The sequence below is a fragment of the Nonomuraea sp. NPDC005501 genome (genome assembly GCF_040605905.1).
Classification (GTDB): domain Bacteria; phylum Actinomycetota; class Actinomycetes; order Streptosporangiales; family Streptosporangiaceae; genus Nonomuraea.
Genome location: NZ_JBEXDT010000019.1, coordinates 1 through 18,181, shown reverse-complemented (window position 1 = coordinate 18,181; position 18,181 = coordinate 1). Strand labels below are relative to the sequence as shown.

At 73.2% G+C, this 18,181-nt stretch carries 15 protein-coding genes; 4 read left to right on the top strand and 11 right to left on the bottom strand.

What is annotated here, in order from left to right; all coding sequences use genetic code 11:
* Nucleotides 1-115: 115 nt before the first annotated feature.
* Both ABZS51_RS12900 and ABZS51_RS12895 read right to left on the bottom strand, forming a co-directional pair.
* Nucleotides 116-1,582 (bottom strand): BTAD domain-containing putative transcriptional regulator, encoded by a 1,467-nt coding sequence (locus ABZS51_RS12900; protein WP_310717298.1) that lies wholly within the window; start codon nt 1,580-1,582, stop codon nt 116-118.
* Complete coding sequence (locus ABZS51_RS12895) at nt 1,582-2,754, bottom strand: macrolide family glycosyltransferase (RefSeq protein WP_355439390.1); 1,173 nt, start codon at nt 2,752-2,754, stop codon at nt 1,582-1,584. Before ABZS51_RS12895 ends, ABZS51_RS12900 begins: the two co-directional genes overlap by 1 nt.
* Nucleotides 2,755-2,946: 192 nt before the next feature.
* Here ABZS51_RS12895 and ABZS51_RS12890 point away from each other — a divergent pair, with 192 nt between their 5' ends.
* On the top strand, nt 2,947-4,059 hold the full coding sequence (locus ABZS51_RS12890) for a DegT/DnrJ/EryC1/StrS family aminotransferase (RefSeq protein WP_355439387.1): 1,113 nt from the start codon (nt 2,947-2,949) through the stop codon (nt 4,057-4,059).
* Between the two features lie 15 nt (nt 4,060-4,074).
* Here ABZS51_RS12890 and ABZS51_RS12885 read toward each other — a convergent pair whose 3' ends face one another.
* From ABZS51_RS12885 to ABZS51_RS12870, 4 genes are all read right to left on the bottom strand, one after another.
* On the bottom strand, nt 4,075-6,390 hold the full coding sequence (locus ABZS51_RS12885) for a M28 family peptidase (RefSeq protein WP_355439384.1): 2,316 nt from the start codon (nt 6,388-6,390) through the stop codon (nt 4,075-4,077).
* Between the two features lie 103 nt (nt 6,391-6,493).
* Nucleotides 6,494-7,093, bottom strand: a complete 600-nt coding sequence (locus ABZS51_RS12880) for a dTDP-4-dehydrorhamnose 3,5-epimerase family protein (RefSeq protein WP_355439382.1) — start codon at nt 7,091-7,093, stop codon at nt 6,494-6,496.
* A complete protein-coding gene (locus tag ABZS51_RS12875; RefSeq protein ID WP_355439380.1) occupies nt 7,093-8,313 on the bottom strand; it encodes a class I SAM-dependent methyltransferase in 1,221 nt (406 codons plus the stop codon). Before ABZS51_RS12875 ends, ABZS51_RS12880 begins: the two co-directional genes overlap by 1 nt.
* A gap of 28 nt (nt 8,314-8,341) precedes the next feature.
* Nucleotides 8,342-8,941, bottom strand: coding sequence for a DUF1707 domain-containing protein (locus ABZS51_RS12870; protein WP_310717304.1), 600 nt, complete (start codon nt 8,939-8,941; stop codon nt 8,342-8,344).
* A 197-nt stretch (nt 8,942-9,138) separates the two neighbouring features.
* Between ABZS51_RS12870 and ABZS51_RS12865 the strand changes: the two genes are divergently transcribed.
* Nucleotides 9,139-10,563: an NDP-hexose 2,3-dehydratase family protein gene (locus ABZS51_RS12865; protein WP_355439501.1), complete on the top strand. Its 1,425-nt coding sequence runs from the start codon at nt 9,139-9,141 to the stop codon at nt 10,561-10,563.
* Here the strand turns inward: ABZS51_RS12865 and ABZS51_RS12860 are convergent.
* Both ABZS51_RS12860 and ABZS51_RS12855 read right to left on the bottom strand, forming a co-directional pair.
* Nucleotides 10,544-11,380, bottom strand: a complete 837-nt coding sequence (locus tag ABZS51_RS12860) for a TIGR03621 family F420-dependent LLM class oxidoreductase (RefSeq protein WP_355439377.1) — start codon at nt 11,378-11,380, stop codon at nt 10,544-10,546. The genes ABZS51_RS12865 and ABZS51_RS12860 overlap by 20 nt on opposite strands.
* Nucleotides 11,377-12,078, bottom strand: coding sequence for a 4'-phosphopantetheinyl transferase superfamily protein (locus ABZS51_RS12855; protein WP_355439374.1), 702 nt, complete (start codon nt 12,076-12,078; stop codon nt 11,377-11,379). The genes ABZS51_RS12860 and ABZS51_RS12855 overlap by 4 nt, the downstream gene beginning before the upstream one ends.
* A gap of 281 nt (nt 12,079-12,359) precedes the next feature.
* On the opposite strand from ABZS51_RS12855, the gene ABZS51_RS12850 reads away from it, so the two are divergent.
* Nucleotides 12,360-13,319, top strand: a complete 960-nt coding sequence (locus ABZS51_RS12850; RefSeq protein ID WP_355439371.1) for an aldo/keto reductase — start codon at nt 12,360-12,362, stop codon at nt 13,317-13,319.
* On the opposite strand, the gene ABZS51_RS12845 is transcribed toward ABZS51_RS12850, so the two are convergent.
* The 3 genes from ABZS51_RS12845 to ABZS51_RS12835 form a co-directional block, all read right to left on the bottom strand.
* On the bottom strand, nt 13,295-13,921 hold the full coding sequence (locus ABZS51_RS12845; protein WP_310717308.1) for a response regulator transcription factor: 627 nt from the start codon (nt 13,919-13,921) through the stop codon (nt 13,295-13,297). The genes ABZS51_RS12850 and ABZS51_RS12845 overlap by 25 nt on opposite strands.
* Nucleotides 13,922-13,940: 19 nt before the next feature.
* Nucleotides 13,941-14,582 carry a histidine kinase gene (locus ABZS51_RS12840; RefSeq protein ID WP_310717309.1) on the bottom strand — a complete coding sequence of 214 codons (642 nt, stop codon included), beginning with the start codon at nt 14,580-14,582 and terminating at the stop codon, nt 13,941-13,943.
* A gap of 529 nt (nt 14,583-15,111) precedes the next feature.
* A complete protein-coding gene (locus ABZS51_RS12835) occupies nt 15,112-16,104 on the bottom strand; it encodes a UbiA family prenyltransferase (protein ID WP_355439368.1) in 993 nt (330 codons plus the stop codon).
* Between the two features lie 408 nt (nt 16,105-16,512).
* On the opposite strand from ABZS51_RS12835, the gene ABZS51_RS12830 reads away from it, so the two are divergent.
* On the top strand, nt 16,513-18,181 hold a 1,669-nt coding region (locus ABZS51_RS12830; protein WP_355439365.1), incomplete at its 3' end, for a 2-isopropylmalate synthase.

Sequence of the window (18,181 nt, the reverse complement as noted above, 5' to 3'; positions counted from 1 at the left end):
CACCCCCTGAGCCACCGTCCTGGCCCGCACCCCCTGACCGCCCCGGAACCGTACGGCGAAGGCGCGCCGCGGTCACGAGACCGTGGCGCGCCGCCGGGGACCGGCCGGTGGACCGTCAGCCGAAGCCGCTGCGCGCCGGACGGCGGGACTGGAGGCGGGCGGCGCCCAGCCGCAGCGACAAGGGGCTCCCGCAGGACGTGGCCACCAGCTCCGACACCGCCTGCGCCCCCACCGCCGTGTCCACCAGCAGGTCGGCCAGCTCCCGCGCCTCGTCCTCCGGCAGCGGCCGCAGGAACTCCCGGTGCGCCCCCTGCCGGGCCACCAGGTCGTCCAGCGGGTCCGTGCTGGTGATGACCACGCGGCAGTTGGCGCCCCCGGGCAGCAGCGCCCGCGCCTGGTCGCCGTCGCGGACGTCGTCCAGCACCACGAGCAGCCGCCGCCGCGCCGTACAGCTGCGGTAGAGCGCGAGCTTCTCCGCGCGCCCGGCCGGGAGGTCGGCCCCCGCCACGCCGAGCGCCCGCAGGAAGCGGTCGAGCACCGCGTCCAGGCCACCGCCGTGCCCGTCACCCTCCGCACCCACCTCGGCCATGTCGGCGTGGAGCTGCCCGTCGGGGAACCAGTCGATCCGGCTGTGCGCCCAGCGCAGCGCCAGCGTGCTCTTGCCCACCCCGGCGGGCCCGCTCAGCACCATCACGCCCGCCACCGCCACGCCCGGATCGGGCCGCAGGGCGGTGTTGAGCGCGTCCAGCTCCTCCTCGCGCCCCACGAACGGCAGCACCTGCGGCGGGAGCTGGCACGGCACGACGTGCCCCGGCGCGGGCCGCTGGGCGGGCGCCCGCATCAGCGCGGACTCGTCCCGCAGGATCTGTTCGTGCAGCCGCCGCAGCGCCGGGCCGGGCTCCAGGCCGATCTGCTCCAGCAGGTAGCGGCGCGTCTCCTGGTACGTGCGCAGCGCCTCGGCGCGGCGACCGGCGCGGTACTGCGCCAGCATGAGCTGGGCGCGCACCCGCTCACGGAACGGCGACTCGGCGACCAGGGCCAGCAGCTCGGGGATCACCTGGTGGTGACGCCCGAGCTCGATCTCCAGCTCCAGGCACGTCTCCAGCGCCTCCAGCCGCGACTCGGCCATCCGGGCCACGTCGTAGCGCAGCCCCCTGATGTCCTCGAACGGGGTGCCCTGCCACAGGGCGAGCGCCTCGCGCAGCACCTGGACGGCCTGCTCGCGCAGCCCGGCGGCGGCGTGGCCGCGCGCCTGCGCCACCAGCGCCTTGAACCTGACCCAGTCGATGCTGTCGGGGGCGGCCCGCAGCAGGTAGCCGGGGCTGGAGGTCTCGATCAGGCCCGCGCCGAGGGCCCGGCGCAGCCGGGAGACGCAGATGGCGACCTGCCGCCAGGCGCTGCGCGGCGCCGAGCCGGCCCAGACGGCCTCGATCAGGCGCTCGACGCTCATGACGCGGTTGGCGTTCAGCAGCAGGCTGGCCAGGATGGCCAGCTCCCGGTTGGCGCTCATGGGCAGCTCGGCGCCGTCCTTCAGCACCGTGAGCGGCCCGAGCACCCGGAACTCGAACGACGGCGACCCCATCAGGCCATCACCTCCGCCAGGCGGCCTTCGAGCAGGTCGGCGGCTCGCCCGGTGCCGCCGGCCCGCTCGATGTCGCGCCGCATGGCCTGCGCGCCGTGCCGTACGCGCTCGTCGCCCGCGACCGCGAGGACCGCCGCGACGAGTCCCTCGGGGGTGAGCGTGTCCGGGTCGAGGGCCCGGCCGAGGCCCAGCTCCTCGACGCGGCGCGCGGCCACCCGGTCGATGGGGGTGGCGGGGACGACGACCATGGGGCGGCCCCAGTGCAGGGCCTCCATGGCGGTGCCCAGGCCGCCGTGGGTGACCGCGACGGTGGCGTGCCGGAGCACGCTCACGTGCGAGACCCAGCGCCGGACCTCGATGGTGGGCGGCAGCGGCCCGAGGTAGCCGGGGTCCATGCCCGGAGGCAGGGTGACCACGCCGCGCCAGGGCAGCTCGGCGAAGGCCCGCACGCAGGTCCGGAACAGCTCCGGCCGGCCGGCGGCGACGGTGCCGAAGGTCAGCAGCGCGACCGGCAGCCCGTCGTCCGGCGGCTCCCACTCGGCGAGGAAGCCGCGCTCGCCCAGGCAGGGCCCGACGAACGCGAACCGCTCGTCGAAGGTGTCCCCGGCGGGCTGGAACGAGCGCGGCAGGCTGACCAGGTTGGAGTCCTGGACGTCCCACCACAGCCCGGCCGGGTCCGCCTCGACGCCGTGGTCGGAGGCCAGGGCCCGGGTCCTGGCCAGCATGCCGTCCACCCATCCGGGCAGGTCGGGGCCGGAGCGCTCGCCGGCGTAGACGGAGCCGAGGAAGGAGTAGTGCTCGTTGGAGGCGAAGATCGGGATGAGCTGCGTCGCCGGGACCCCGAGCTTCCTGGCCAGGAGGCGTCCGGCGTGCAGCACCGTCAGGTCGTAGACCACCAGGTCCGGGCGGTCGGTGAGCAGCCGGTCGGCCGCGTCGAGCATCGCCCGGCTCTCGTCGAGGAAGAGCGAGACGAGGGCCAGCGGGTCGCTCTCCAGCGCCCGCAGGTCGGCCCCCGCGTAGATCGAGTCGTAGCAGAGCAGGCCGGCGCCCGTCTCCTCCACCAGCGGCGCCATGCCGCCCCCCGTGAGGTACGTGACCCTGTGCCCTCTGCGAACCAATTCTGCGACCACGGCGAGACTGGGAATGACATGGCCGTGATCGGGCTGACACATGAAGAGATAATGCCGCGTCATGTGAATTCTCTCGGCTTGGTGCGCGTGAGGATTTCTCCACCGCAAAGCTAAAGGACCGCCGGCGAGCCGCGTCACCCCTAGGCGCCCCCTCAACCGGCCCCCTTTTCTAGGGGTTCCACCGGCCTGGAGGAGGGTGTTTATCCTGGGCCGACCCTTGGAGGAGGACAGTCGATGCCCACCCGCGTCTGGGATTATCTGCCGGAATACGCATCCGAACGGGACGACATCATGGACGCGGTCGAGACCGTGTTCCGCTCGGGGCAGCTCGTCCTCGGTGAGAGCGTGCGCCGCTTCGAGGAGGAGTTCGCCGCCAGCCACGGCGCGCGCCACTGCGTGGGCGTGGACAACGGCACCAACGCCGTCAAGCTGGGGTTGCAGGCGCTCGGCGTGGGGCCCGGCGACGAGGTGGTGACGGTGTCCAACACCGCCGCGCCGACCGTGGTGGCCATCGACGCCGTCGGCGCGACGCCGGTCTTCGTGGACGTCGACGCCGGGACGTACCTGATGGACGTGTCGCGGGTGGAGGCGGCCGTCACGCCGCGCACGCGCTGCCTGCTGCCGGTCCACCTGTACGGGCAGTGCGTGGACATGGACCCGCTCCTCCGGCTGGCCGAGGAGCGCGGCCTGGCGGTGCTGGAGGACTGCGCGCAGGCGCACGGGGCGCTGCACCGCGGGCGGCACGCCGGCTCGATGGGCCGAGCGGCGGCCTTCTCCTTCTATCCGACGAAGGTGCTGGGCGCGTACGGCGACGGCGGGGCGACGATCACCTCCGACGAGGCGGTGGACGCGGCGCTGCGGCGGCTGCGCTACTACGGCATGGAGCGGACGTACTACGTCGTGGAGACGCCCGGCCACAACGCGCGGCTGGACGAGGTGCAGGCGGAGATCCTGCGCCGCAAGCTGCGCCGCCTCGGCCGCTACGTCGAGGACCGGCGGGCGGTGGCGGCCCGCTACGAGGAGGGCTTGGCGGACACCGGCCTGGTGCTGCCGGTCACCGCGCCGGGCAACGAGCACGTCTACTACGTGTACGTGGTCCGCCACCCGCGCCGCGACGAGATCATCGAGGCGCTGCGGGCGTACGACATCCACCTCAACATCAGCTATCCGTGGCCGGTGCACACCATGTCGGGCTTCGCCCACCTCGGCTACGGGCCGGGCAGCCTGCCGGTGACGGAGGAGCTGGCCGGGCAGATCTTCTCGCTGCCGATGTACCCGTCGCTGCCCCGGGGCGTCCAGGACAAGGTCATCGACGCCCTGCGCGAGGTCCTCCGGCGCTGGTCGTGATCGGAGGGTGCGTGATCAGAGGGTGTACGTCCGCGTGACGGCGACGAGGTCGCCGTCCTCGCGCGTGGCGGCCACCAGCCCCGGCGGCCTGGGGACGAAGCCGGGCACCGTGGACAGCCCGTCGGTCTCGCCGATCGCGGTGAGCCGGATCCGGCCACCACCCGGCACCCGGAGCGTGATCCGCGCCCCCGTCGCGGGGATCCCACGGAAGCGGACCTCGGCGGGCCAGGTGCCGGCTCGCGTGCCCGTGACGGGGACGGCCGCCGAGCCGGCCCCGCCGACGGACGCCGTGGCCTCGGTGATCGGCCGATCGATCCGCAGCGTCACGGAGCGCGCCCCGCGCCCGCCGGTCACACGCAGCCTGACCGTGTCCCCGTCGCGGCCCAGCACGGACACGCGAGGGCCGTCCGCCCTGATCGCGGGCGCGGCGCCGGTCCACAGGGTGCCCCGGGCGTAGCCGGGCGGCAGCGCCGTGACGTCGCGCCCGGACACGTACCGTCTGGTCCAGTCCGCGGGCTCCTCGTCGGCGCTGACCCATCGGGCAGTCCCTGTGCCGGCGTCCATGACGTACGCCAGGTGCGTGCGGCGCGGATGGTCGGCGTCGAACCCGTCCGCCGCCAGCCCGCAGCCCACCAGCGCCACGGCCAGCCCGGCGGCGGTCAGAGGCACGGCCACGGCAGCGCCGCGCGGCAGCCCGCGGGCGAGGTCGGGCAGGAACAGCTCCACGACCGGCAACGCCGTCATCCCGAACAGCGCCAGCGCCAGGGCGCCCGCCCCGCCGAGCGCGAGCCCCATCCCGTCGAAGGCGTTCCCGGCCAGGGCGGGCAGCAGCGCCGCGGCCGTCACCATCCCCAGGGTCACCGCGGCGACCCGCGCCCAGGCAGGCCCGGGGAGCAGGAGGGCCGCCAGCCCGCCGAGCGCGCAGAGCAGCGCGGGCAGCGTGAAGACGTAGGAGGCCCCGGGCGCCACCTGGGCGCACAGCAGGCCGAGCCCGGCCGGCCACGCCAGCGCCCCGACGGCCGACGCGGCGGGTCCCAGCCTGCGCCGCAGCGGCAGGTACCAGCCCAGCAACGCCAGGCCCGACAGCACCGCGACGGCCGCCTCGAACGCCTCCGGCCGGTGCAGCAGCCCGCCCATCCCGTCGTACGCCGGACGCCAGGCCACCAGCAGCTCCCACAGCGCCTGCGCCGCGAGCACCGACAGGATCGGCGGCGCGGCGGCCGACGCCGCGGCGCCGAGCAGTCGCGGCAGGCTGATCAGCCGCCTGCGGCGTGCCACCAGCGCGAGGGCCGCCACCGCGAGCACGCCGAGCACCGCCAGTGGCTGGACGAGCATGTCCGGGTACGTGATCATCGTCCCCAGCAGCCGGAAGTACGTGACGTCGTGGTCGGAGGCCAGCGTGGGCAGATCGGCGGCGCCCAGCGCGTGGGCCAGCGCCAGCATGTTCGAGCCGTGGTGCTGCAGGCTGCCCCGGTCGAGGTTCTCGATGGAGTCGCCGGCGGTGTGGTAGTGCGAGGAGCCCTCGATGTAGGCGAAGTTCATGCCGGTGAACCCGGCCTTGGTCAGCGGGGTGAAGTCGGTGTTGTTCGGCAGCAGCCGGTACAGCTCGACCATCGACGAGTCGCCCCGCGGCCGCGGAACGGCGTCGACGAACGTCTCGACCAGCCGGGCGTTGTCCCTGGAGGTCTCGAACATCAGGGAGGGGCCGCCGACCCCGCGGGCCTCCCAGTTGAGCAGGACTCCGCCCTTGCGGCCGAGGGGATGCTCCCGGACGAACGCCTCGGCGCCGAGCACGCCGTCCTCCTCGCCGTCCGACATCAGCAGCACCAGGTCGTTGCGGAGGCGTCCGCCCGCGCCCAGCGCGCGGACGGTCTCCAGCATCGCGGCGACCGCCGCGCCGTCGTCGGAGGCGCCGGGCCCCATGGCGGCGGAGTCGTAGTGGGCCGCCACCAGCACGGTCCCCGTGGGGTCCTGGCCGGGCAGGGTGGCCACGATGTTGCGCACCTGCCCGAACGTCGCCAGCCCGGCCGCCGACCGCGCCCCGACGGCGCGTTGGATCTCGACCTCGAGCCCCGCCGCGCGCAACTGCCCGGCCAGGTAGTTCCTGGCCCTGCCGCTCGCCGGGCCGCCGAGCGGGCGCGGCTCGGCGGCGAACCTCTCCAGGTGGGCCAGGGCCCGCGCGGCGCTGAACTCGCCGGGCGGCGCCGAGGCCGGCGACGGCTGCGTCGTGCTGCCCGTCATGGCGGTCAGCATGGCCACCGCGGCCAGCGCGAGCACGGCGGCCAGCCCGGCCCGCACCCGTCGCGGGACGTCGAACAACTTTCCCATCATGGCGATGAACGGTAGGTTCGGCCGCCCCCCGGCCGGAATGATGCGCACACCCGGACATACCTGTGGTTTTCCGCAGGTCACCGCGGGCGGGTGCCCGCCCCGGTCAGCGGGTGTACTCGGGGAGCAGTCCCCGCGCCGCCGCCTCACCGAGGGTGGGCGCCCGCCGGTCGCGCTCGGACAGCACCAGCGGCCCCAGCCCGGACGGCAGCCGCAGCCCGATCTCCTCGTCGAAGACCGACAGCGTCAGCTCGTGCTCCCTGCGGTACTCCCTGGACAGCAGGTAGCTGACCACCGAGCCGTCCTCCAGCGCGGCGAACGCGTGGCCGACCCCCGGCGGGACGTACACCGCGCGGGCGGTGTCGGCGGCCAGCTCGACCGCCTCCCACCGGGCGAACGTGGGCGAGCCCACGCGCAGGTCCACCACCATGTCGAGCACCCGGCCCGCCGCGCAGTAGACGTACTTGGCGGTGCCGGGCGGCACCAGCGTGTAGTGGACGCCGCGCACGACGCCGCGCCGCGACACGTTCCGGCTGACCTGCGCCACGGGGAAGAGCGGGCGCCCGACTGCGCCCGCGAAGACGTGCTCCTGGTACGGCGAGGCGAAGTCGCCCCGCTCGTCGTGGAACACCTCGGGGACGAACTCGACCGCCCCCTCCACCGCGAGCCGCCGGTGCCTCATGCCGTTGCTCGTCAGGGCGCTCATCAGGCTCGGACCAGCCGGACCTCGGGCACGTAGAGGATCCACGTGCCGCCCGCCTCGCGGAACCCCTCCTCCTTGGCCATGATCTCCTCGGCGTGGTTCCACGCGAACAGCAGCGCGTAGTCGGGATAGGGGTCGGCGAACGCCTCGGGGCCGCGCACGGGGATGTGCGAGCCCGGCGTGAGCCTGCCCTGCTTGGCCGGGGTGGTGTCGGACACGAACGACACGAGGTCCGGGCCGATGCCGCAGTAGTTGAGCACGGTCGCGCTCTTCGCCGTGGCGCCGTAGCCGTACACGCGGGCGCCCTCGTCGCGCAGGCGGGTGAGCAGCGCCACGAGCCGGTCGCGGCTGTCGGCCACGCGGGCGGCGAAGGCCGTCAGTGTGGCGAGGTCGCTGACCCCGGCGGCGTCCTCGGCCGCGAGCAGCTCGGCCACGGCCGGGCTCGGCGTCCGTGCCCCCCGCCGGGCCAGCGTGTAGCGGACCTCGCCGCCGTGGACCGGCAGCCGCTCCACGTCGACCAGCTCGAAGCCGTGCCGCCGCGCCATGCCGCTCACCGAGCGGGCGGAGAAGAAGTAGAAGTGCTCGTCGTAGATCTGGTCGTAGGAGGCGCGCTCGACGATGTCTCCGAGGTAGGGGTCCTCGAAGACGAACACGCCGTCCGGCCGCAGCAGCGTGGCGACGCCGCCGAGGATCGAGTCCATGTACGGGATGTGGCACAGGGTGTTGGCCGCGTAGATCACATCGGCCGGCCCGTCCTCGGCCAGCACGGCGGCGGCCGTGGCGGCCTCGAAGAAGTCCTTGCGCACCCGCACGCCCCTGGCCGCGGCCAGGTCGGCGACCCCGCCGGACGGCTCCACGCCGAGGTGCCGCACCCCGGCCTCGGCCACGCGCTGGAGCATGGTGCCGTCATTGCAGCCCAGCTCGACGATGAACGGGTCGTCGCCGGCCAGGTCGGTGGCGAGGAACCGCTCGGCGAGGCTCCAGAAGTGCTCGCGCATCACGGCGGAGCCGGAGGACAGGTAGGGGTATCCGTCGTGGAACATGCGCTCCCGGGGCACCTCCTCCAGGAGCTGCACCATGGAGCAGTCCTCGCAGACGCCCACGGCCAGCCGGAACACGTACTCCTCCCGCGGGTCCCCGGGGGTGACGAAGGCGTCCGAGACCGGCTGGCTGCCGAAGTCGGCGAACTGGTGGAGACGGCCCGAACAGATCCGGCACGCCATGCGTTCCTCCTCAGGTTGCGGACGGCCGTCACGTGGCCGGCCGGCGGTACCTCACCCAGACGTCTCCCGTCTGCACGTAGCCCGTGAGCCGTACGGTGACGCCGTCCGGCGCGAGGGGCGCCGGGGGGCGGTTGTGGACGGCGCCCATCCATCGCCGGACGACCTGCTCGTCACGGACCTGCCAGCCACGCGGGACCGCGACGACGATGTCGCCGAACCACGAGGTGATCTCCACGTCGAGATGGACCTCCGGGTGCGGGCACTCCGCGAGGGTGAAGTCGATCCGCACCGTGCCCCATCGGCCCGCCTTCGCGCTGATGTGCCGGGGCACCGCCCAGCGGCCCACCTGCGCGACCTTGCCGCTGCCCGTGTGGAGCTGGAGCTCGGCGGGCCCGGGTAAGCCCTGCGGCGGCGGGGCGGCGGTGACGACCGCGGGCAGCGAGCCGTCCCGCGGCAGGTCGGCCACGACCTCGTCGAGCTCCCCGAGCGTGCGCGCCCGGTAGGTCCGGTCGATGCGCTCGTTCAGCTCCTCCAGCGTGATCCGTCCCTCGCCGACCGCGACGCGGAGCGTCTCCGCCACCCGTTCGCGGTCCTGGTCACTGGCTCGCACGTCCCGATGATCGGTCATGGCGTCCACCCTAGAAGGCTACGAAGGGGCCGCCCACCGAAGAACCCCTATCCTGCCGGGGCTCCGGGGCCGTGCCCGCGCCTGGGGTGGGGGGCGGGGCGGGCAGGGGTTGAGCGGCGCCGCGGGGCATGACAGCTTCGGCCACGGACGGTTGGAACGGCCCGCCGTGACGGGACCGCCGTGGTGAGGAGCCTGCCATCATCGACGTTCACGACTGGCTCCAGGAGGTCGCCGGGCAGACCTCCATGGACGTGGCGCGGCTGCCGCTGGAGGAGCTGCCCGCCTGGCACGCGGACCCGGCGACGGGCAATCTGCGGCACGACAGCGGCGGCTTCTTCACCGTCGAGGGGCTCGACGTCCACCGCCCCGCGGGACCGGTGCCGGCCTGGACGCAGCCCATCATCAACCAGCCCGAGACGGGCATCCTGGGCATCCTGCTCAAGCGGGTGGACGGGGTGCCGTACGCATTGATGCAGGCCAAGAACGAGCCGGGCAACCCCGACGGACCGCAGGTGTCGCCGACGGTGCAGGCCACGCGGAGCAACTACACGCGGGTGCACCAGGGCCGGGCGGTGCCGTACCTGGACCTCTTCCGGGAGCCGCGCGGCCGCGTGCTCGCCGACACGCGCCAGTCGGAGCAGGGCGCGTGGTTCTACCGCAAGCGCAACCGCAACATGGTCGTGGAGGTCCCGGGGCACGTGGAGGCCGCCGAGGGGTTCCGCTGGCTGCCGCTGGCGCGGGTGTACGGGCTGCTGGGGGTGCCGGACCGGGTCAACATGGACGCCAGGACCGTGCTGTCCTGCCTGCCGCCCCAGCGGGTGGCGGAGGGCGCCGGACCGGCGGGCTTCGCCGGCGCGGTGGCGCGCTCCCGCGACGCCTCGCGCGGGGCCCGCCACGAGCTGGGCGAGATCCTGAGCTGGCTCAGCGGGCTGCGCTCCACGGCCGACGTCCGCGCCGCGCTCGTCCCGCTGGACCAGGTGCGCGGCTGGCGCCGCTCCGGCGGGCGCATCTCCCACGAGACGGGCCGGTTCTTCGACGTCATCGGGGTACGGGTGGAGGCGCGCGGCCGGGAGGTGGCCGGCTGGTCGCAGCCGATGCTCGCGCCGGTGGGCACGGGCCTGGTGGCGTTCCTGGTCAGGAGGATCGGCGGCGTGGTCCACGCCCTGGTGCAGGCGCGCGTGGACCCGGGCTACACCGACGTGGTCGAGCTGGCGCCGACCGTGCAGTGCACGCCGGGCAACTACGACCACCTGCCGTCCGCCGCCCGCCCGCCGCTGCTGGACGTCGTGCTGGACGCCGTACGGGGCTCGTCGCGGGCCCGGCTCCGGTTCGACACCGTGCTGTCGGAGGAGGGCGGCCGGTTCTACCACGCGCGCAATCGCTACGTCGTGGCCGAGACGGACGAGGACCCGCTGCCGGGTCATCCGGGGTTCCGCTGGCTCGCGCTGCACCAGATCGACGAGCTGCTGCGGCACAGCTACTACCTCAACGTGGAGGCCCGCAGCCTGACGGCCTGCCTGCACGGCCTGGCGCACGGCCCCTCGTACGGGGTGCCCGGCGGACGGCCGCCCGCGACGCCGTACGAGCCGCGCGTGCCGCTGCTCAGCGGAGGAGTTCGATGACCTTCCCGAAGTCGTCCATGGCCGGCTCCATCACCGTGACGTACGTGAAGCCGAACGTCTTCTCGTGCCGGCGCACCTGCTCGGCGATGTCCTCCGGCGTGCCGGCGAACAGCGTCGGCACCTCCAGGAGCTGCTCGGTGGTCAGGTCGGGGGCGTAGCGCCGCAGGCTCTCCACCCCCGCCCGGCGGTCGCGGGTCAGCACCGTGGCCTTGGACAGCACGTTCAGCTCCAGGTCCGCGGCGCGCGGCCCGGCCGCCTCCCGGGCGAGGACGACGCGGCGCGTCAGCTCGGCCGCGTCCACGAGCGCCGTCCTGCCGTACTCGGGGCGGAACGGCGCGCCGGTGAAGCTGACGATCTCGGCCCGCCGCGCGGCCAGGCGCAGCACGCGGTCGCCGTGGCCGCCGATCAGGAGCGGCGGCGTCCGGCCGCCCAGGAGCCCGTCCAGCTCGCCGACCAGCCGCTCCAGCGCCCGGACGCGGTGACCCGCGCCGAACGGCAGGCCGGCCGCCTCGAACTCCTCCCGCACGTACCCGGTGCCGAGCCCCAGCTCCAGCCGGCCGTCGATGAGCAGGTCCACGGTGGCCGCCTCCCGGGCGAGCAGCGCGGGCCGGTGGAAGGAGGCGTTGAGCACGTACGTGCCGATGACCGGCCGCTCGGTGACCTCGGCGGCGAGCAGGGCGGTGGGGAACGGCGCCATCAGGTTGAGATGGTCGGGCACGGCGATGACGTCGTAGCCGAGAGCCTCGGCGCGGCGGCACGTGGCCGTCCACCGGGCGCGCGTGCCGCCCTCGCTGATGAGCACCACCCCGAACCTCATGACCGGGCCTCCACCCGGCGCGAGCCCGCCGCGGCGGCGGCCCGGGGGACGCCCACCACGGCGATGGCGGTGAGGAGAAGGCCGCGGCCGGCCGTCCAGCGCCCGGTGAAGCCGGTCAGCCGCTCCCCCTGCCAGCGCGGCCCCGACACCATGAGGTGCGCGGTGAACGTGCCGCGCAGCGGGTCCACGGTGACGGCGGCGTCCTGGAAGTCCAGCCACCGCCCCGCCAGCGGGAACCATGCCTTGTAGACCGACTCCTTGGTGCTGAACAGCAGGCGGTCCCAGGCGGTGCCCGGGTGCCGCTCGCCCAGCCGGCGCACCATGTCGCGCTCCTTGGGCACCGAGACGGCCTCCAGCACGCCGGGCGGCAACGGGGCGTCCGGCTCGGCGTCGATGCCGATGAGCGCCGGGTACGCGCCGACGGCCGCGGCCCGGTAGCCGGCGCAGTGGGTGATGCTGCCGGTGATGCCGTGCGGCCAGCACGGCTCGCCGTGGGAGCCGCTGAGCACCGGGACGGGGCGCAGCCCGAGCCGTTCCATGGCCTTGCGGGCGCAGTGGCGGCCGGTGGTGAACTCGCGGCGGCGCTTGTCCGCGGCCCGCCGCACCAGCTCGGCCTCCTCGGGAAAGAGGGCGGCCTCCGGTGGGTCGTTGAAGGCGTCGAATGCCTTGACGGTCGCGGGCAGGATCTTCTCGATCACACGACCTCCTCACGCCCGTCAGCACGGAACATCCGCACAGTAGCTAATCCACCGATAACCCAAAAGGCCGACAAAACTCTTTATGGGGTCATGCTGGCAATTAGGGGGTTAATAGGGGGTGGGGCCGTTGCTTCTGCTTCAGCTTCCCCTACCATTGGGTAACACTGAAGCTCGCTAATCGACAGCCGCGCCTGGTCTCTCGCGCAAGACCGCATTCGCTGCCCGATTTCCCGGTCCCCGATCGGAGCCGGTGATCGGGAAAGGCGCATGGAGGGATTTCGGTGCGTTACACGAGGCTGGGCCGGACGGGGCCGGTCATCTCTTCCATCGGGCTGGGCTCGCTGGCCCTCGCCGGGGCCTACGGGCCTGTGCACGAGGCCGAGGCCGACCGGCTGATCCGCAGGGCGCTCGACGCGGGGGTGACCTTCGTCGACACGTCCGCCTTCTACGCGGCGGGCCGGGCCGAGCGGCTCATCGGGCGGGCCGTCGCCGGGCGGAGGCACGAGGTGACGCTGTGCACGCGCGGCGGCGTGCGCGCCATGGAGCCGGACGGCCGGCCCTGCTACGACGACGGCCCCGGCGCGCTGGAGCGCGACTGCGACGCCTCACTCCAACGGCTCGGCGTCGACCACATCGACCTGTACTACCTGCACTGCCGCGACGGCCGCGTGCCGGTCGAGGAGAGCATGGGCCGCCTGGCCGAGCTGGTGCGCGCCGGGAAGATCCGCTATGTCGGGCTGACCAACGGCACGCTGCGGCAGCTCCGCGAGGCCCACGCCGTCCACCCGGTCACCGCGCTGAGCGCCGAGTACTCCGTCTGGGGCCGGTACGCCGACCCGGCGCTGCTCGCCGCGGTGCGCGAGCTGGGCATCGCGCTGGTGGCGGCGCGCCCCCTGGGCCGGGGCTTCCTCACCGGCCGGATCAGGGTGGACGCCGGCTTCGAGCCGGGCGACTGGCGGCTCGGCGACCCGCGCTTCGGGCCGGGACGGGACGGGCACTGCACCGGTCTGCAGGCGCTGGAGGCCGTGGCCGCGCGGCTCGACCTGAGCGCCGGGCGGCTGGCGCTGGCCTGGCTGCTGGCGCAGGGTGAATACACCGTCCCGGTGCCGAGCACGCGCAGCCAGGTCCACCTGGAGATGAACCTGGCCGCCTGCGCGGTCGAGCTGCCGTCCGAGGTCCGCGACAAGCTGACCGGCGTCTTCGCCTCCGACGGGGATCAGTCGCCGTCGCCCCTGGTCTGAGGCATGATGAGCGACCCGGCGAGCGCCTTGTTGACCGCGTCGATGCGCGATACCGCGTTCAGCTTCAGGAAGATGTTGCGCATGTGCCGCTTCACCGTCGCCTCGGCCAGTCCCAGGCGGCGGGCGATCTGGTTGTTGCTCAGCGCCTGCGCGGCGAGCTGGAGCACCTCCAGCTCCTTGTCCGACAGCACTCCGGCGGTCGGCGCCTCCACGTGGGCCAGGCTGCTCCGCGACACCGCGAGCACCAGCCTGGACTGGTCGTCGTACACGCTGCGCACGGCCGCGATCAGCTCGTCCCGGTGGACGCTCTTGTGCAGATAGCCCCGGATGCCGGCGGCGAGCAGCCGGGTGAGGAGCTGCGGCCCGTCGTACATGCTGAGGATGATGATCCGCGTCTCCGGCGACAGCCGCCGGATCCGCGCCACGGTCTCGGTGACCTCGTCCCCGGGGATCTCCACGTCGAGCAGCACGACGTCCGGCTCGGTCTCCTCGACCAGGGCGACCGCCGCGCCGGAGTCGCCGGCCTCGCCCACGACGTCCATGCCGCCGAAGGATTCGAGGATCTCGCGCAGGCCCTCCCTGAACAGCGTGTGATCGTCCACCAAGGCGACGGAGATGGGCTTAGGCGTCGTCCGGTCCACCGGCCTGTCCTCTGAGTGGGATGTACAGCTCGACGAGGCATCCGCCGCCGGGCTCACTGGAGACCGTCACCGTACCGCCGAGCAGCTCCGCGCGCTCGCGCATGGAGGTGAGTCCCACGCCGCCCCGCCGGCGCGCGTTCGCCGGGTCGAAGCCCCGCCCGTTGTCGCGGGCCGACGCGATGAGCTCGTGCGGGGCGATGTCCACGTTGAGCCGGATGATCGTCGGGTCGCCGTGGGTGAGCGAGTTGCGCACGGTCTCGCGCAGGATGAGGAACGCCTCGTCGAGCACGTGCGGGTCCACCCACGACTCGTCGCCGTTGACGTCGAACGCGATGGAGATGGAGTCGTCGCCGACCGCCTCCAGGAAGTCCAGCAGCGACTTCTCCAGATTCTTCACCGGGGTCTGCGGGTGCAGCTCGGAGGTCATCTGGCGCAGGTTCTCCATGGTCTCCTGGATGGCCTGCTGCACCACCACGATCTTGGCGGAGGCGCGGGCCGGGTCGGTCGCCCGGTACGCCTCCGACAGGGCGAGCTGCTGGTGGGCGACGCTCGTGCCGTGGCCGATGCGGTCGTGCAGCTCACGGGCGATGCGGCGGCGCTCCTCCTCCTGGGCCTCGTGCACCTGGTTCAGCAGGAACCCGTGGTAGCTGTCGGCGGCCTCGCGGATGCGGCGCGACAGGCTCGCCTCCAGACCGGTCGCGGCCAGTACGAATTCCTCGGCCGGCGAGACGCATTCTGCGGTGATACGACGGGTGAGGTGCGAAAGCGCTATCCCGAAGAAAAGTGAGCCCGCCTCAAGCGAAGTTTTCGGATGGGTGCCGCTGGCCGCCCGCGCGTTCCCGACCTCCCAGGCGTGGAATTTGGAAAGACTACTTATCTGTATCTTTCCAGCGCGTAGCGTAGCCGCTACGTCGTCGAGCACGTATCGGGCCGTGGACACCGCCTGGCCCCTGGCGACCGGATCGGCGAAGAGAGCGTTTCCGCTGGTCCGGAGTGCGATTTCGAATTCCGTGAGAACTTCTTCGCGACAAGCTTCGACGAATCTCGCCGGATCCTCCGCCGCCCCGTGTGCCGCGTCCAAGGTCCACCCTCCGCCATGGGGAGTGCACGAGTGAGCCTAGCATCGCGCAGCGGGCACACTAATGCAACACTTATGGCCATATATTAGTCAGAAGAGGGGTAATGTGTAGTAGATGCTGCGTTAACATGAATGCCCGGTATGGGCGGCGTCGGGCACCACGACCGGCACTACCTGTACGCTTTCCGGGAGCAAGTGTTCCGGCCATCCTTCCGGTCACCGCTCCGGGCATCGTTCCGGCCACCGCGACGGCCGCGACCCCGGCCGCCATGACCGCCAGCACCGCCACCAGGGGCACCTCCAGGAGCACCACCGCCAGCCCGAACGCGGCCAGGACCACCAGCGCCGCCGCGATCATCACCTGCCGCGACCTCCGCTCGCCGATCAGCACCCCGAGCGTCCGCCGGCCCGCCGCCGTGTCCCCCGGGATGTCCGACAGGTCCTTGGCGGGCACGCCCACCAGCACCATCCAGCAGGTCGCCGCCGCGGCGAAGACCAGCAGCGACGGCGGCATCTGCACCATCGCGACGGCCGAAACCGTCGCCGACCCCGCCACGCCCTCATAGGTGGCCGAGCCCGCCACGCCCTCATACGTGGCCGAGCCCGCCACGACTGCTCCCCCCGCGTACGACAGCAGCCCCGACAGGCACAGGACCGCGACCGTGCCGCCGCAGCTGTCCTTCAGCGGCAGCGGCGGCCCCGAGTACAGGAATCCCAGCACGAGGTTGGCCGCGATGATCCACACCATCGGGTGCGGCAGGCCGGCCGTCGCCGCCAGCGACAGCGCGCCCGCCGCCACGGCCACCACGGCCGCGACCCGCGGATCGAGGTCACCCCGCGCGATGGGCCGGCCGGACCCGTTGATGCGGTCCTCGGCCACGTCCGTGACGCCGTTGAACAGGTAGACGGCGAAGATCGACAGGACCCACGCGGTCGCGCCCTGCACGACCTTCAGAGGTTCGGGAGCCGGAACGGCGGGCAGTACGAGCGCCATCCCGGACAGATAGCGCAGCGCCGACACGGCGAGCACTCCGGGGCGGGCCTCGGCGACGCACAGCAGAAGCACGCGAACGCCGGTGGGAAAGAGAAGGGGACGGGGGGCCGGAGGTGTCCAGGGAGCGGCCATAGCCCGGATTGTGACCTCAGGACCGGGCGGCGGTTAAGGGAGTAATCCGAAAGGTGTAGGCCGGGATGCGCCTTTCGATACCCGGACGTACTCCCCCTGGATATCCGCCCCTGAACTCCTGGTCCACCTTCTTGCCGGGCCCCCGACACCCCTATAGCTTCAGGGCCATCACACGAGATTATGACCGGCCCTTCTCCCCCAGCGGTACCGAACATTCACACCGTGGTATTCCGGAATTTGCACTCTAGCTCCGGGGCCGGCGAAAGCGGAAGACCCGCGACCACGCACCGCGACCATCCCGTTGCGATCCTCCTGGCGAAGCCGTGTTCCTGGAAAGGAAATCCGACGATGCAGGGTGCAGAGCGCTATACCGGATTCACCCCCCTCGACCTCACCGACCGCACCTGGCCGAGCAGGCGCATCAGCTCGGCGCCGCGCTGGCTGTCCACCGACCTGCGCGACGGCAACCAGTCCCTGGCCCGCCCGATGAGCCCCGAGCGCAAGCTCATGATGTTCGACCTCCTCGTGTCCATGGGCTACAAGGAGATCGAGGTCGGCTTCCCGGTGGCCAGCCAGGACGACCACGACTTCGTCCGCCTGCTCATCGAGCAGGAGCACATCCCGGACGACGTGCGGATCACCGTGCTCACCCAGGCCCGCGAGGAGCTGATCACGGCCACCCTGGACTGCCTCAGGGGCGCGCCCCGCGCCGTGATCCACATCTACAACGCGACGTCGCCGCAGTTCCGCCAGGTGGTGTTCGACCTCGACCGGGCCGGCTGCAAGGAGCTCGCGGTCCGGGCGACGCGGGTGATGATGGACCACGCCGAGCGGACCCTGCGCGACTGCGACCTCGGCTACCAGTACTCCCCCGAGCTGTTCAACGAGACCGAGCTGGACTTCTCGCTGGAGGTCTGCGAGGCCGTCATGGACGTCTGGCAGCCCGCCGCCGGCCGCGGCATCATCCTCAACTTCCCGACGACGGTCGAGCGGTCCCTGCCGAACGTCTTCGCCGACCAGATCGAGTGGCTCGGCCGGCACCTGTCGCGCCGCGAGCACGTGTGCCTGTCGGTCCACCCGCACAACGACCGCGGCACCGGCGTCGCCTCCGCCGAGCTCGCGCTGCTGGCCGGCGCCGAGCGGATCGAGGGCTGCCTGTTCGGCAACGGCGAGCGGGCCGGCAACGTCTGCCTGGTGACGCTCGGCATGAACCTGTACGCCCACGGCATCGACCCGGGCATCGACTTCTCCGACATCAACGCCGTCCGGCGCACCGTCGAGCTGTGCAACCAGCTCCCCGTCCACCCGCGCCACCCCTACGGCGGCGACCTGGTCTACACCGCCTTCTCCGGGTCGCACCAGGACGCCATCAACAAGGGCTTCGAGGACCGCGAGCGCCGCGCCGCCGAGGACGGCGTCACCGCCGCCGGCCTGCCCTGGCGGATGCCGTACCTGCCGGTGGACCCCGCCGACGTGGGCCGCACGTACGAGGCGGTCGTGCGGATCAACAGCCAGTCCGGCAAGGGCGGCGTCGCGTACGTGATGAGCGCCTGGCACGGCCTGCACCTGCCCCGCGGCCTGCAGGCCGACCTGGCGGCCCGCGTCCAGGCCGCGGCCGAGGACGGCGGCGGCGAGCTGTCGCCGAGCCGCATCGGCGCGCTGTTCGAGGAGGAGTACCTGCACCGCGGCGACCCGGCCGAGCCGCTGCCGGCCGGCGGCGAGCCGGTGACGGCGACGCTGTACGTGGACGGCGGGTTCGAGGTGAGCGGGCCGCGCGCGGACGCGGTGCGCACGATCGGGTCGGTGCTCGCGCCGTGGGGCATCGAGGTGCGCGCGGTCCACCGCACCGCGCCGGCGCTGGACGACCAGCGCCTGACGCCCCACCGGCCCGCGCTGGGCGGCCGGACGCCGGAGGAGGTCGTGATCTACGCCGAGTGCGGGACGGGCGACGCCGTGGCGTGGGGGGCGGGCATCGGCCGCGACGTCGCCGCCGCCGCGTACGCCGCGGTCCGCGCCC

What these genes read in the sequence shown, in the direction of transcription:
- ABZS51_RS12880 (WP_355439382.1), bottom strand. Translation starts at nt 7,093, where the DNA reads ATGAGCGCCCTGACGAGCAACGGCATGAGGCACCGGCGGCTCGCGGTG.
- ABZS51_RS12895 (WP_355439390.1), bottom strand. Translation starts at nt 2,754, where the DNA reads ATGTGTCAGCCCGATCACGGCCATGTCATTCCCAGTCTCGCCGTGGTC.
- ABZS51_RS12890 (WP_355439387.1), top strand. Translation starts at nt 2,947, where the DNA reads ATGCCCACCCGCGTCTGGGATTATCTGCCGGAATACGCATCCGAACGG.
- ABZS51_RS12900 (WP_310717298.1), bottom strand. Translation starts at nt 1,582, where the DNA reads ATGGGGTCGCCGTCGTTCGAGTTCCGGGTGCTCGGGCCGCTCACGGTG.
- ABZS51_RS12860 (WP_355439377.1), bottom strand. Translation starts at nt 11,380, where the DNA reads ATGAGGTTCGGGGTGGTGCTCATCAGCGAGGGCGGCACGCGCGCCCGG.
- ABZS51_RS12875 (WP_355439380.1), bottom strand. Translation starts at nt 8,313, where the DNA reads ATGGCGTGCCGGATCTGTTCGGGCCGTCTCCACCAGTTCGCCGACTTC.
- ABZS51_RS12885 (WP_355439384.1), bottom strand. Translation starts at nt 6,390, where the DNA reads ATGATGGGAAAGTTGTTCGACGTCCCGCGACGGGTGCGGGCCGGGCTG.
- ABZS51_RS12870 (WP_310717304.1), bottom strand. Translation starts at nt 8,941, where the DNA reads ATGACCGATCATCGGGACGTGCGAGCCAGTGACCAGGACCGCGAACGG.